The sequence below is a fragment of the Gluconobacter sp. R75690 genome (assembly GCF_015244525.1).
GTDB lineage: Bacteria > Pseudomonadota > Alphaproteobacteria > Acetobacterales > Acetobacteraceae > Gluconobacter > Gluconobacter potus.
The window spans coordinates 26,377-40,465 of record NZ_JABCQB010000001.1; the positions used below are offsets into that span (position 1 = coordinate 26,377).

General features: G+C 62.1%; 15 protein-coding genes. 2 read left to right on the top strand and 13 right to left on the bottom strand.

Features of this window, described 5'->3' with window-relative positions; translation table 11 throughout:
- Window positions 1-36: 36 nt before the first annotated feature.
- The 5 genes from recJ to HKD27_RS00145 all read right to left on the bottom strand — a co-directional run bounded on the left by recJ (window position 37) and on the right by HKD27_RS00145 (window position 6,472).
- On the bottom strand, window positions 37-1,836 hold the full coding sequence (gene recJ / locus HKD27_RS00125) for a single-stranded-DNA-specific exonuclease RecJ (protein ID WP_194688331.1): 1,800 nt from the start codon (window positions 1,834-1,836) through the stop codon (window positions 37-39).
- Window positions 1,837-1,846: 10 nt separating this feature from the next.
- Window positions 1,847-2,848: a class II fructose-bisphosphatase gene (glpX, locus tag HKD27_RS00130; protein ID WP_062497613.1), complete on the bottom strand. Its 1,002-nt coding sequence runs from the start codon at window positions 2,846-2,848 to the stop codon at window positions 1,847-1,849.
- Window positions 2,845-4,134 carry a homoserine dehydrogenase gene (locus HKD27_RS00135; RefSeq protein ID WP_194688330.1) on the bottom strand — a complete coding sequence of 430 codons (1,290 nt, stop codon included), beginning with the start codon at window positions 4,132-4,134 and terminating at the stop codon, window positions 2,845-2,847. Before HKD27_RS00135 ends, glpX begins: the two co-directional genes overlap by 4 nt.
- A complete protein-coding gene (locus tag HKD27_RS00140) occupies window positions 4,131-5,357 on the bottom strand; it encodes an LL-diaminopimelate aminotransferase (RefSeq protein WP_194688329.1) in 1,227 nt (408 codons plus the stop codon). Before HKD27_RS00140 ends, HKD27_RS00135 begins: the two co-directional genes overlap by 4 nt.
- Window positions 5,358-5,488: 131 nt before the next feature.
- Window positions 5,489-6,472, bottom strand: a complete 984-nt coding sequence (locus tag HKD27_RS00145) for a hypothetical protein (protein ID WP_194688328.1) — start codon at window positions 6,470-6,472, stop codon at window positions 5,489-5,491.
- 177 nt (window positions 6,473-6,649) lie between these two features.
- Between HKD27_RS00145 and HKD27_RS00150 the strand changes: the two genes are divergently transcribed.
- Window positions 6,650-7,327 carry an ATP-dependent Clp protease proteolytic subunit gene (locus tag HKD27_RS00150; RefSeq protein ID WP_194688327.1) on the top strand — a complete coding sequence of 226 codons (678 nt, stop codon included), beginning with the start codon at window positions 6,650-6,652 and terminating at the stop codon, window positions 7,325-7,327.
- Window positions 7,328-7,383: 56 nt separating this feature from the next.
- Window positions 7,384-8,358, top strand: a complete 975-nt coding sequence (locus tag HKD27_RS00155; protein WP_194688326.1) for a ferritin-like domain-containing protein — start codon at window positions 7,384-7,386, stop codon at window positions 8,356-8,358.
- A gap of 63 nt (window positions 8,359-8,421) precedes the next feature.
- On the opposite strand, the gene recA is transcribed toward HKD27_RS00155, so the two are convergent.
- From recA to HKD27_RS00195, 8 genes are all read right to left on the bottom strand, one after another.
- Window positions 8,422-9,459 (bottom strand): recombinase RecA, encoded by a 1,038-nt coding sequence (recA, locus tag HKD27_RS00160; protein WP_194688325.1) that lies wholly within the window; start codon window positions 9,457-9,459, stop codon window positions 8,422-8,424.
- A gap of 203 nt (window positions 9,460-9,662) precedes the next feature.
- Complete coding sequence (locus HKD27_RS00165) at window positions 9,663-10,739, bottom strand: flagellar biosynthesis protein FlhB (protein WP_194688324.1); 1,077 nt, start codon at window positions 10,737-10,739, stop codon at window positions 9,663-9,665.
- A 3-nt stretch (window positions 10,740-10,742) separates the two neighbouring features.
- The gene (locus HKD27_RS00170; protein ID WP_194688323.1) at window positions 10,743-11,597 is read right to left on the bottom strand and encodes a flagellar biosynthetic protein FliR; all 855 of its coding nucleotides are present in this window, start codon (window positions 11,595-11,597) and stop codon (window positions 10,743-10,745) included.
- Between the two features lie 75 nt (window positions 11,598-11,672).
- Entirely contained in the window at window positions 11,673-11,945 is a 273-nt protein-coding gene (locus HKD27_RS00175) for a flagellar biosynthetic protein FliQ (RefSeq protein ID WP_011253052.1), read from the bottom strand.
- 2 nt (window positions 11,946-11,947) lie between these two features.
- Window positions 11,948-12,295, bottom strand: a complete 348-nt coding sequence (gene fliE / locus HKD27_RS00180; RefSeq protein WP_194688322.1) for a flagellar hook-basal body complex protein FliE — start codon at window positions 12,293-12,295, stop codon at window positions 11,948-11,950.
- Between the two features lie 5 nt (window positions 12,296-12,300).
- Entirely contained in the window at window positions 12,301-12,708 is a 408-nt protein-coding gene (gene flgC, locus HKD27_RS00185; RefSeq protein ID WP_011253054.1) for a flagellar basal body rod protein FlgC, read from the bottom strand.
- A 12-nt stretch (window positions 12,709-12,720) separates the two neighbouring features.
- Window positions 12,721-13,113: a flagellar basal body protein gene (locus tag HKD27_RS00190; RefSeq protein ID WP_194264341.1), complete on the bottom strand. Its 393-nt coding sequence runs from the start codon at window positions 13,111-13,113 to the stop codon at window positions 12,721-12,723.
- 126 nt (window positions 13,114-13,239) lie between these two features.
- Window positions 13,240-14,082 (bottom strand): GIY-YIG nuclease family protein, encoded by an 843-nt coding sequence (locus HKD27_RS00195; protein WP_370544207.1) that lies wholly within the window; start codon window positions 14,080-14,082, stop codon window positions 13,240-13,242.
- Window positions 14,083-14,089: the final 7 nt, after the last annotated feature.

Consider the following 14,089-nt stretch of genomic DNA (forward strand, 5'->3'; position numbering starts at 1 on the left):
GCGTGAGCGGGTGTATAGGGGTGGGGTCTGCTTCCGTCAAGCGGGTGCTGCGTCAGAAATGAAAAAAGACAGATTTTTTCTCTCCTGCCATGTCTCGGCCCGCAGGGTGCCTGCGACATGGACCAGCGGCATGAAGCGGTCTTCCAGCAGGGCGGCGAAAGATTTGTCGGCTGCACGGAAGACCAGGCCGCGCAGGCGTGTACCTCCGTCCTCGCCTTGCAGGATGACGCGCAGGGTGTTGCCATCCTTGCCGATACGCTCGCTTTTGACGCAACGGACATTGCTGATGGCGAGGACCGGCTCCTCGTTGCCGGGGCCGAAGGGTTCCAGCCGGGCAAGCTGGTCCGCGACAGCGATGGAGGCGCCGGCCAGCGTCATGATGCCGTCGAGCTTCAGGGCATCCTGTTTCGGGAGGGCAAGCGCGCCGGAAAGCTGTGTGTCGAGCCAGCTGTGGAACTCGTCGGCACGATCGGCAGAAAGTGAGAAGCCGGCTGCCATAGCGTGGCCGCCGCCGCTAAGCAGCAGGCCGTTCTGGCGGGCTGCGATAATGGCGGTTCCGAGATCCAGGCCCGGGACGGAGCGGGCCGAGCCCTTGATGACGCCATCTGTCAGGGCAGCGACGAGGGCAGGGCGGTTGTAGCGCTCTTTCAGGCGGCCTGCGACGATGCCGACGACGCCGGGGTGCCATGTTTCACCGTGCAGGAAAATGACGGCGTGGCCGGCTTCGAGCTGCTGCTGCGCCTGTTCCATGGCGGAGTCGAGGATTGTGGATTCGACGGTCTGACGCTGGCGGTTGACGCGATCGAGTTGCTCCGCAAGAGCGCGGGCTTCCACGACATCTTCGGAGAGCAGGAGTTTCAGGCCCAGATCGGCCTGCGCGATGCGGCCACCGGCATTGATGCGGGGGCCGAGGGCGAAGCCGCAGGCCATGGCGCTGGCTTCTTCCTTCACGCCTGCAACGGAGGAGAGCGTGGCCAGCCCGAGGCGCTCGCCGCGGGACATGACGCGCAGGCCCTGCATGACCAGAGCGCGGTTCAGGCCGGTCAGGGGCATGACGTCGCAGATGGTGGCCAGCGCGGTGAGGTCGAGGCGTTTGAGCAGGTCGGGGATGGCCTGACCTTCATCGAACCAACTGGTGTGACGCAGGTGGCGGATCGTGGCGACCATCGTGAGGAAGGCGACGGCCGTGGCGCAGATGCTGCCCAGCCCGGAGGTGCAGTCCAGCCGGTTCGGGTTGACCACGATGCATTTCGGCAGGGCGGCGCCATCGGGCTTGTGGTGATCGAGAACAATGATGTCGGCGCGGTCGGTCAGGCCGTTGAGGATGTCGATGGCTGCTGTGCCGCAGTCGATACAGACCAGAAGGGTGGCGCCCTGGGAGAGCAGGTTTCCAAGGGCTACGGTGTTGGGGCCGTAGCCTTCGGTCAGGCGGTCCGGAATGTGGATGCTGACGGTGCAGCCCAGTTCGCGCAGGGTGTCGCAGACGAGGGCCGTGCCGCAGGCGCCGTCCACGTCATAGTCGCCGAACAGGCCGACATGCTCGCGGTTACGGATGGCTTGTGCGAAGCGTTCGGCGGCCCGGTCCATGTCCTGCAGGCAGGACGGGTCGGGCATGGCGTCGCGCAGACGGGGATTGAGAAACGAAGAGGCGTCGTGGGGGGCGACGCCCCGTGCCGAGAGGATACGGGCCAGAAGTTCGGGAATACCGGCCTGCTGGGCCAGGGCGAGAGCCAGGCGGTTGTCTGCTTCCGCCAAGCGGGGATCGCGCCAGATCCAGCGGCGGTGTCCTGCACTTCGGGTTACGCCGAGGACGGCACCCGTATCATCTGCGAGCATGGTTCTCCGTTCAGGAAGCGGCTTGTGCCTTCGGTTTGAAGGTATGGTGGCTTTCTATATAGCGCACCGTGCCAGATTTTGAACGCATGACGATGGAATGTGTGCGGGCCTTGGTCGGGCTCGGACGCTCCACGCCCTTCAGCAGCGGGCCGGAAGTGACGCCCGTTGCGGAGAACAGGACGTGGCCGGAAGCCATGTCGTGCAGGAAAAGCTTGCGGGCCGGATCGAGCCCGTTGGCCATCTCACGCGCACGTTCCCGCTGGGCATCATCCTCGAACAGGAGGCGTCCCTGCATCTGGCCTTCCATGCAGCGGATGGCCGCTGCGGCCAGCACGCCCTCTGGAGCGCCGCCAGAACCGGCATAGAGGTCCACGCCGCCGCCTTCGATACAGGTGGCAATGGCGGCGGCGACGTCACCGTCGCTCAGGAGCATGACGCGGGCGCCGGCCTCGCGGGCATGGGCGATCATCTCTTCATGTCTTTCGCGGTCAAGTGCGCAGAGAACCATGTCAGAGACATCGCGCTTCTTGGCCTTGGCCAGCGAGCGGAGGTTGTTGCCGATCGAGGCATCCAGATCCACCACCCCGTCCGGAAGGTCCGGGCCGACGACGATCTTTTCCATGTAGATGTCAGGCGCATGGAGGAACTTGCCGCGCTCGGCGAGGGCCACGACCGTCAGGGCGTTGGGCAGGCTCTTGGCGCAGAGATTTGTGCCTTCGAGCGGATCGACCGCGATATCCATCGCCGGGCCGCCGGAGCCGACTTTCTCGCCGATATAGAGCATCGGCGCTTCGTCCATCTCGCCTTCACCAATGGTGACGACGCCATCGATGGCCACGGTGTCGAACGCGGCGCGCATGGCCTGAACGGCCGCGCCGTCGGCTTCATTCTTCTGGCCGCGACCGGTCCAGTGGGCCGAAGCGATGGCGGCGGCTTCCGTTACACGGACAAGCTCGAGAGCAAGATTGCGGTCAGTGACGCGGTACGGGAGAACATTCTGAGGGTCGATCACGCAAGGGGATCCTCGATTTTGAGCGCAAGCGGCTTTCCTGTCACGACAGGAAGGACGGCGAGCGCTGTGGCAGCTGCGTGGATGGCTTTTTCAGGAACCTGATGGGTTACGATCGCTAGGTCGGCACATCCTGTTGCAGCATCGTGCTGGGAAACAAAGTGGACAGAGACATTGTGGTCCCGAAGAACCGATGTCAGGTCAGCCATTACGCCCGGACGGTCCTGAACGTTCAGACGTAAATAGAATGCGCTGTTCAAATCAGCGAGATCGGCACAGTCGATGGCTGCCGGAACGGTGCTCCTGCCCCAGACAGGAATGGCGGTTCCCCGCGCCAGATCGATGAGATCGGCGACGACCGCGCTGGCTGTCGGGCCTTCTCCGGCACCGCGACCGGAAATGGTCATCGGGCCGCTGAACACACCCTGCGTGGAAACAGCGTTGAAGACGCCTTCAACGCTCGCAATGGGCGCGTCGGTGGGGACGAGGCACGGACGGACCCAGGCGGCGAGGGGGCCGGTTTCGTCCCGCCGGGCCATGCCGAGGAGCTTGATGCGGTATCCGAGCTGGTCGGCGAATTTCAGGTCGGTCGCGGTGATGTCGCGGATACCCTGCACCGAGAGGGTATCAAACGTGATGGGCTGGAAAGCCAGACCGGCGAGAATGGCCAGCTTGTGGGCCGTGTCCCAGCCGTCCACGTCCGTTGACGGTTCGGCTTCGGCATAGCCCTTGGCCTGCGCTTCGGTCAGGACGTTCATGAAGTCCCGGCCTGTGGCGCGCATTTCGGTCAGGATGTAGTTGCAGGTGCCGTTCAGAATGCCACCGACGCTGAGCAGACGGTCGGCGGCCAGTCCTTCGCGGACGAGCTTGATGGCGGGGATACCGCCAGCCACGGCCGCCTCAAACAGGAGCGGGGCGTTCTTTTCCGAGGACAGGCGGCTGAGACGATCGCCATGCAGGGCTACGAGTGCCTTGTTGGCGGTCACGACCGGCAGTCCGCGTTCGAGCGCAGTGCGCACCATGTCGCGGGCCGGGCCTTCGGAGCCGCCAATGAGTTCGACGGCGACGTCGATCTCCGGGTCCTGCGCCACGGCGGTGGCGCTGTCGTGCCAGCGCATGGCGGACAGGTCCACGCCGCGGTCGCGGGTACGGTCCCGGGCCGTGATGGCCACGACTTCGATCGGGCGGCCGGCCCGGGCGGTAATCAGGTCAGCGTTCTCACGCAGGAGACGAATGACACCGATCCCGACAGTCCCGAGTCCAGCCAGTCCGATCCGCAGTGGTTTCACGATGATGCAGCTCCAAGAAGATCAGCGGTTCTGGCCCCGGCGCCGTGCCGGGACATGAAGCCCTTGATGGCCCGCGTCGCCTGACGCAGCCGCTGGGTGTTTTCGACAAGTCCGATCCGGACAAAGCCCTCGCCGTATTCCCCGAATCCGAGGCCGGGTGCAACCGCCACGCCTGCTTCCTTGAGAAGCAGCTTGGAGAAGGCGACGCTGCCCATCTCGGCGAAAGCGGGCGGGATGGGTGCCCAGGCGAACATCGAGCCTGCCGGTGCGGGGACGTCCCATCCTGCGCTCTGAAGGCCGCGCAGCAGCACGTCGCGGCGGTCCTTGTACATGGCGCGGATTTCGGAAACGTAGTCCTGCGGGCCGTTCAGGGCGGCGACGGACGCGACCTGGATGGGAGTGAAGGCGCCATAGTCCAGATAGGACTTGATGCGCGTGAGGGCCTGGATCAGACGCGGATTGCCGACCGCAAAGCCCATGCGCCAGCCTGCCATGGAATAGGTCTTGGACATGGACGTGAACTCGACAGCCACATCTTTTGCACCTGGAACGGCGAGCAGGGATGGGGGCGGTTCGTTCTCGTTGAAATAGATTTCCGCATAGGCCAGATCGGACAGGATCCAGATCTCTTCCCGGCGTGCGAAGGCCACGAGTTCCTTGTAGAAATCAAGGTTCGCGACAAAGGCTGTCGGGTTGGACGGGAAGTTGACGATCAGGGCCGTCGGCTTGGGGACCGAGTGCCGGACGGCACGTTCGAGCGCGCGGAGCATGTCCTCATCCGGCGTGGCCGGGATCGAACGGACGGACGCACCGGCGATGATGAAGCCGAACTGGTGGATCGGGTAGGACGGGTTCGGAACCAGGATCGTGTCGCCGGGGCTCGTGATGGCGGCGGCCAGATTGGCCAGCCCTTCCTTGGAGCCAAGGGTCGCGATGACCTCGGTTTCCGGGTCCAGCGAGACGTTGAACCGGCGCTCGTAATAGTTCGCCATGGCCTTGCGCAGGCCCGGGATGCCGCGGCTGACGGAATAGCCATGCGCACGCGGATTGCCGACCGTCTCGATCAGCTTCTGTACGACGTGAGCCGGGGGCGCGCTGTCGGGATTGCCCATGCCCAGATCGATGATGTCGTCACCGGCGGCTCGCGCGGCGGCCTTGGCCTTGTTCACTTCAGCGAACACATAGGGCGGCAGGCGGCGGATGCGGTGGAACTCTTCGGTCATGACCAGCTCTGGGACAGAGGGTGAAAGGGAGCAGCGACGATAGACAGGTTTTTTCAGGAGTGGAACAGCCTGACTGTTCCCGATCTCACAATGTCGCCTTCCAGGGGGGCTCTTCCGGGCTGCTCGCAGTGTCAGTGGTTGATCGTAACCCGGACGCCATCGCCAATGGCTTCGGCTTTGAGAATGATTGCGGATGCGGGCACGCCGCGCGCGATCAGAGCGCGGGCGACCACGCGGGCGCGCAGCAGGCCCAGCGCGATTTCCCGGTTCTGGTCCGCGGGCGCAAGGGCTGCATCCGCGCTCATGAAGGCCCCGAAGCCAAGGATAGTCAGGCGCTTGTTCCCGCGCAGAGAAACAATGTGCTGGTAATCGCCCTGCGGATCACCCGTGACGTGGTCCGTTGCAGGCTGGAAGCGGATCAGGGTGCCTTCGGGCGTGGACGTGTCGATATCCGGGCGAACGGGATCACTGACCATTGCATCACGCGGCAGGTCGAAGCCCGGGAACTGCGGTGGGGGCGGAGGCAGATCACCGATTTTCGGGAACTGGCCCGGCGGGGTCGGCGGAATGGATTTCGCGACGACGGCGGGAAGTTCCGCTTCCGCCGCCGGGGCGGAGGGCGCCGTCTTTTTTGCCGGTGCGGAAGCATTGGGGATCGATGTCGTCGCCAGATCGGGAGCCGGATTGATGGCGGAAGGGCTCTCCGGTTCCGGCTGTCCGACTGTCGTCATGGTCATGCCGCTCTGTTCCGTATTGGCTGTCGTGGCGGCCGGGGCAGGTTTGGGCGGCGGGGGAATGGTCGGCAGGGCACCCTGGGCCGCACTTTCGCGCTGGGCCAGGTTCCGCTGGGCTTCAAGCTGTGTCGTCAGTGACAGACGCGCCTCGGGCGTCGGAAGGTCGGGGGCCTGCGTCGGGGTACGGCCGACATGCGGATAGCGCAGGTTCTCGCCCGGCGGTGGGGCGCGCAGCTTGGCAATCTCGCCGCCTTCAAAGTTGTGCCACCAGCCGGTTACGGTATCCGTTGCGTCCTGATGCTGGCAGGCCGCCAGCAGCGGCGCGGTCATCAGCAGGAGAAACGGGATTTTTCCCGCAGTCCTGCGTGTCGCCGCTGTCATGGGCTGCCTGCTGTTCCCTGGGACCACTGTGCCGTTCCTGCCGTCTGTAGAATGTCCAAATGCGGCGGAGACTAGCGGTTCGTGGCAGGGATGGCGAGAGTTCCTGTCGGTCCGGATCGGAAGCCCGATCCGAAGGAGGACTTGGCACCGACGAAAACGAAGCGCAGGATAGGGGGTATGAAGATGCATGCTGGATCTGGAAACGATATGGATATCACCAGAATGACCCCGACCCGCTTGGACGACGAGCCGGATGCTCCGGAGCCCGAGACCCGGGAAGACGACAACAAGACGCTGAACAGCCCGATCAGCGAGCTTGAGGGCCGTCTGTTCGATCAGCGGAAAGTCCTGATCTTCGGCGGTATCAACGACAAGATCGCCCGTGATGTCACCGGTCGCCTTCTGGCGCTGGCCGGGACGTCCGACAAGCCGATCGACGTGTATGTGAACTCCCCGGGCGGTCATGTGGAGAGTGGTGACACCATCCATGACATGATCCGTTTCGTGGATTCGATTGCGCCGATCAACATGATCGGAACCGGCTGGGTCGCTTCCGCTGGTGCGCTGATCTACGCTGCCGGCCGTCCGGAACGACGGGTCTGCCTGCCGAACACGCGCTTTCTGCTGCACCAGCCGATGGGTGGCGTGCGTGGTCCGGCAACGGATATCGACATCGAGGCCCGCGAGATCATCAAGATGCGCGAGCGTCTGAACCGGATCTTTGCGAAGGAAACCGGGCAGACCTACGAAAAGGTCGCCAAGGATACGGACCGCAACTACTGGATGTCGGCCCATGAAGCCATTGCCTATGGCCTCGTGAACCGCATCATCCACTCGGCAACCGAACTCAAGTAAAAACTACAAGCTCCAAGGGGCACGGCGTGCCTTTCCGGCATGCCGCGAACACAGTTATGAAAAGTCTGGCCGAAATCTATTCCCATCTTCCCGACGCACCGTCGGAGAAGACGCTCGAGCGCGTTGATTACGAAGCGCGCCACTGGAGCAGCCCGATCCAGGGGCCGCTCAAGCCGGGTACGGAAGAGCACAAACGGGCCGTCGCCGCGATGTTCCGTGATACGTTCAATCCGTACAAGCCGTCCGTGATCGACTGGCCGAAGCTGGATCGGGAGACGCTGCATCGCATCACGTCGCTGCCAATCTGGGATATTGCGGTCCAGACCGAGGGTAAGGCCCGCCTGCGCATGGCCGCCTATGCGGACATGATCACCGACCCGGACATGAAGGATGCGCTGTCGCGTAATGCCTGGGAAGAGAACCGGCACAAGGAAGTCCTGACCAAGCTGGTCGAGGCCTACAACATTCCGATGGCGCCGGAGCCTCCGTATGTGACGCCGAAGGATACGGAATGGGCGTATCTGGTCACGGGTTTCTCGGAATGTGTGGACAGCTTCTTCGCGTTTGGTCTGTTCGCGCTTGCCGAGCGGGCCGGGCTGTTCCCGCAGGAACTGATCGAGACGTTCGAGCCGGTGATGCAGGAAGAGTGCCGCCATATCCTGCTGTTCGCGAACTGGCTGGCCTGGCACCGGGCGACCATGCCGTTCTGGAAGCGGCCCTGGTTCGAGCTGCGTGTGATCGCAGTGTGGCTGTTCCTGGCCTATGAGCGCATGGGTCTGGCCCGTTCGATCGACGAGAACGGTGAAGAACACACGCAGGACAACAATTTCACGGTCACGGGTGCCAAGGACATGACGACGATGGACATCAGTCTTCCAGACCTGATGCAGCTCTGTCTGGACGAGGATGACCGCCGGTTTTCCGGTTATGATCCACGTCTGCTGCGGCCGACGACGACGCCGGCGATAGCGCGTGCGATCATCAAGGGTGCAAAGCTCTGGGATCGGGTCCGGAGCAAGATCGCCGCCTGAGCGATCCTCTTCTCGATAGTCAAACGGCATAAAAAAGGGCTCCGGAAGGAGCCCTTTTTTGTTTCAGTCTTCCGGGGTGCCTTCGGCGTCGGGCTCCGGATCCGTCATCAGGGCGTCGGAGAGGACGCCGGCTTCTGCGCGGATGCGGCGCTCGATTTCGGAGGCCATCTCCGGATGATCGCGCAGGAACTGCTTGGCGTTTTCACGACCCTGTCCGATGCGCTGGCTGTCGAAGGAGAACCATGCGCCGGATTTCTCGACGATGTTGCCCTTCACGCCCAGATCGAGCAGTTCGCCCATCTTGCTGATGCCTTCGCCATACATGATGTCGAACTCGACCTGGCGGAACGGGGGCGCCATCTTGTTTTTCACGACCTTGACGCGGGTCTGGTTGCCGACGACCTCGTCCTTGTCCTTGATGGAGCCGATGCGGCGGATGTCGAGACGGATGGAAGAGTAGAACTTCAGCGCGTTACCGCCGGTCGTCGTTTCCGGATTGCCGAACATCACGCCGATCTTCATGCGGATCTGGTTCAGGAAGATGACGAGCGTGTTGGAGCGCGAGACCGTTCCAGTCAGCTTGCGCAGGGCCTGGCTCATGAGACGGGCGTGTAGGCCAACATGGCTATCGCCCATATCGCCTTCGAGTTCGGCGCGGGGCACAAGTGCGGCGACAGAGTCCACGACCAGCACGTCAACGGCGCCGGAGCGGACCAGCGTGTCAGCAATTTCCAGCGCCTGTTCGCCGGCATCCGGCTGGCTCAGGAGAAGATCGTCGATGTTGACGCCGAGTTTGCGGGCATAGCCCGGGTCGAGCGCATGTTCGGCATCGATGAAGGCCACGGTGCCGCCCTTTTTCTGGGCTTCGGCAAGCACATGCAGGGCGAGAGTGGTCTTGCCCGAGCTTTCCGGTCCGTAGATTTCGACGATACGGCCGCGGGGCATGCCACCGATCCCGAGAGCGATGTCCAGCCCGATGGATCCCGTGGAAATCACATTGGCTTCCACTTTCGGGCGCTGGCCCATGCGCATGATCGAGCCTTTGCCGAAGGCGCGCTCAATCTGGCTGAGTGCGCCTTCAAGCGCCTTGGTCTTGTCCATTCAATCCTCGCAATAGGTTGGGGCTGGCGTTTCCAGGATACGATAGACCGGGCGGCCACTCTCGCAAAGAGCCGCGATTTCCGCGATTGCCGGCTTCCTGTGTTCGCAAAATGTTCTCGCGCAAACATATCATGTCTGACCCCCTTTCCGCCAAGGGGCCTGGTTGCTTTCAGGAAAGATTTTTTCAGGAACGGCGGCTGTGTCTATCTCAGGGGAGCAGAACGGCTGGCAGGGCGTTTGAGTTTCCAGACATAGGCAATGATGGCCGCGACGATCTTGAAATGTTCAGCAGGGATTTCGCTTTCGAGAGGAAGGGTGAAAAGTGCGCGGGCCAGCGGCGGGTTGGCCACAATCGGGATGCGGTTGTCCTGTGCGATTTCCCTGATGCGGGCCGCCACTTCGTCCATGCCCTTTGCGACGATTTTTGGCGCGCCACCGCTGCCCTTCTCGTAAACAAGTGCGACGGCGTAATGCGTCGGATTGGTGACGACAACCGTCGCGGTTTTGACGGCGGCCATCATGCGCTGCCGGGCGGCTTTCGCACGCAGGGCTTTCTGACGGCCTTTGACGTGCGGATCGCCTTCTGTGTTCTTGTATTCGTCCTTGAGGTCTTCGCGGCTCATCTTCAGCTTGGAGATATGCCGGAAACGCATCCAGAAAATATCAAAGCCGGCGATGACCAGTTGCGCCAGGATCATGGCGGATGCGGCCTTGAAGCCGAGATCTACCATCATTTTCAGGAGGGGGCCGGGTTCCAGCCCGACCATCCGCGGCGCACTCGGGATGGCACCTTTGGAGATGTTCCAGAGGACCACGGCAAAAATCGCAAATTTCGCGAGTGCCTTGAACGTATCGGGAAGCGTTCCGCCACCGGCGATGCGCCTGAAGCCCGCCAGGGGAGAAATCCGTTCGAATTTCGGAAGCAGGGATTCAGGATGGATGAGGAAGCCTGTCTGCAGGAACCCTGCCCCAAGACAGAGCACGGCGACGGTCGCTGCCATTGGCACGGCCAGCTTCAGGCCGGTTTCAATAGCGTGGTCCGTACTATTGAGCAGGCCACCCTGTGCCATGGGGACCGTGCCGGCATTGGCCATGAGGACCTGCATGACGTGCACAAAGTCCGTCACCAGATACGGCAGAACCATGAAAATTCCTGCAAATCCGCCAAGAAGAGCCACGAAATTCATGGCCTCGCGGGACATGACGATCTGCCCGTCCTCACGCGCCTTCTGAAGGCGTTGTGAGGACGGGGCTTCTGTCTTGTCGTCGGAATCAGACATGCTTCAAAGTCCTGGAAGAGCCCGGAGGATGTCGAAAGCCTGTCCCTGCCAGATCGTGACCATGGTGCTCAACGTGAGGCCAAGAAGAGCAATGCCGCCAAGAAGCTGAAGGGGACTGGCGGCATTATAGATCTGCAAGGTGGGGAGCAGGCGCGTCATGATGCCGAGCATGCCCTGCCAGACAAGCGACAGGATCAGAAATGGCGCACTGAGCTCCAGACCGAGAGCGAAACTGCGTTCGGTGAGCTGGATGATGCCTTGGGCGGAATCGCCCAGCAGGTTCCAGTGTGCGTGAGAAGCAGCGGCAAGCAGGGCTCCTCCCGGCGGAATGATGCTGTAACTGCCGAGGATTGCGCGGACGGGCAGGATATATGCGCCAGTCACGAGAAGCACGAGAGGCGCCAGAAGGTTCAGGAAGCGGGCAGGCGCGGAACTGCCCGAACCCAGATCCGGGTCCGGCTGAAGAACGCTCGAAATCCCCATGCAGACCGCGATGATCTGTCCGGCAATCGGCAGGGCCATGCAGATCAGACGTGCCATCCAGCCTATCAGGATCCCGGCGAAAAGTTCGACAGCAATCATGCCGCCCAGAGCCACGGGAGCCAGGGCATCCAGATGGCTCCGCATCAGCAGGGGGGCGACAAGCGGAAGGAGCAGGGCCGTGAGGGTGATGGCGCATCCCGCGCGGATCATCATGGGCATGGACTGCTCGCCAAGGCCCGGCATGACCATGACGACCGCCCCGGTGCGGGAAAGGACCAGGACGAAGGCAAGGGCCCAGACGCTCAGGACCGGCCCGCTGAGGTCCAGTCCCTGTAGCGCGGTTGCTCCATCCGGACCGGCAAGACCGGCGTTCACAGCGGAGCATCTTTCAGACCGGAAAATCCGGACACAGGCATGTCAGTCAACTCCGGATCCGGAAGGGGAAAAGGTTCAGGTCGTGCCGACGAGGATGAGCTGGTCGAAGAGATGTCGGGTAAAGCTGATGAGCGTTGCGGTCATGAAGGAGCCGGCCATGACCATGACGGCCCCGATCGCCAGCACCTTGGGGACGAAGGACAGTGTGGCCTCGTTGAGCTGGGTGACCGCCTGCACCAGCGAGACCAGAAGGCCGACCCCGAGGGCAGTCAGGAGGGCGGGGGCACTCAGCTTGAGAGCGACGAGAAAGGTCTGTTCCAGAATGGCGCCGAGATCGATGGCCTGCATGGTCAGATCGTCATTTTCATCACGTCCTGATACGCCTGTACCATGCGGTCGCGGATCACGGTCGTGGTCTGGAGAGCGAGCTGCGCGTTGGACACCGCGGTGACGATCTGCGTCATGTCCCCGCCGCCTGTGAGGCCCTGTGCAGCTTTGGCTTCGGCATCATGACCACTGTCGATGACACTGCTGACGGACTGGGAAAGGATGGATCCGAAATCCGTACCGGAACTGCTGCTGGCGGTCGCTGCGGATGACTGGATCCCGTCATCGACATTGTCCGTAATCCCCTGCAGGCGGCTCTGGAGACTTTGGACGGCGTAGGCATTATGGGCCTGGGTGAGGGATGTGAGCATCTGGATTACTTTAGCAGGTCGAGTGTACGGGACAGCATGGTCCGGGTGCTCGAAAGGGCGTTGAGGTTGGCTTCGTAGGAGCGTTCGGCTTCACGCATGTCCATCATCTCGGTCATGGAATCCACGTTGGAAACCTTGACGTAGCCGCGTTCATCAGCGGCGGGATGGGATGGGTCGTAGCGGGTGTCGAAGTCCGACATGTCCTGTCCGACATTCTGGACATCCACGGTCGAGGCACCCGTTTCGTCGTCTACATGTTCGGCGAAGGTGATGGTCTTGCGACGATAGGGATCTGCGCCGGGCTGGGAGCCGGTCGTATCCTGATTGGCGAGGTTTTCCGCGACGATGCGCAGGCGCTGGGCCTGTGCGTCCATGCCGCTTGCGGAAATGCCGATGGTGGTGGACAGGTTCATCCGTCAGGCTCCTTACTTGCCGAGTGCCGTCTGGAACATGCTCAGGTATTTCGAATAGACGTTCACGGCGAGATGCTGCTGGTCGTTCACGTCTGCGACCTGTTCCATCTGCTGGTCCAGGGAAACCTGGTTACCATCCAGGGACTGTTCGGATGTGGTCTCGATGGTGTGGGTGCCTGAGGCGTTGTAACCGATATGATCGGGCTGGGTGACGGTGGGCGTAATGTCGAATTCGCCCATCGCCGCCTCGAAAGGGGAGACGTCCTTGGCCTGGTAGTCCGGTGTATCGGAGTTGGCGATGTTGCCGGCCAGCACCTGCTGGCGCGCCTGAAGCCAGTTCATGCGGTCACGGCCCAGAGAAAAAAGGTCGGTGCCGCCTGCGCTGGTTGGGTCGATGTTACGCATCGAGACAGTCTCCATCATGCAGGTGCCGGAAAAATCCCGGCGAAGCGCATGATGGCGTGAAATCTTTAATAAATGGTTGCCTGAGCCGTCGATTCTGCTGCGGGAGAAGGGTGTGAGGGGACTTCGTCAGGCTTCGTAATCGTTACTGGGCGTAGAGCGGCCTATGGCCTCTTCAAGGGTATGTCCGCTGCTGTCTTTCCATTCTGTCCATCCGTTGGCCGCGCGCCCCAGAAGATAAACGGCAGCCGGACTGGGGGATTTGAACAGGGCGTCCCGAGTATAATAGATCCGGTCCCCTTCAATGCGAAGAAGACCCTGATCCAGAAGGGTTTGTCTCTTTTGATAATAGTTATGTCTGAGAAAACTGTTGGAAACTTCAGAGCGTCCGTAGGATCCCGCTAATACGACCAGCCCTTCTTCCGTGTATTTGGCGCGTCCGTCCACGCCAGATGCGCGACAATAAAATTCGGTTGGGATAGATTGTTTCTGTGTATCCAGAACAGATTCGGTCATCTGAGTAACAGCGACAGGATTGCGGTTGCGAATGAGGGGTTCAAAAATCGGGTACCCTAAGGTTGTCAGCAGGATATCGATCGTTTCGAAAACTTCACGGCATTCTGCCTCCAACGCGGGAAGGGTATGGGGTCTTGTTCCACCTGTGCCGTTGTCCATTTCAAAGCGCTGGGCCTGTGTGGCATGGCTGAGGGCCAGCCATTCCAGATAGTGCGCGTGTGTGACGGTCAGGCTTTGGGTGAGCGAGAAGGCGACGACGGCCCGGTTCCACCAGAGGCCCTTCTTTTCGTTATGTTGTTTCAGCCGGTTTCCGAAATTTCCGGTCTGCCCGACATAGGCGCGTGGCCGTTCCGTTTCGTCGTTTTCACCGAACAGGATGTAGATGCCGACCGAGTTGGCTTCGGGCCGTTCAAGAAATTCCTCCAGTCGCAGGCGGGGGATTTCGACAACCTGCACGATCCGG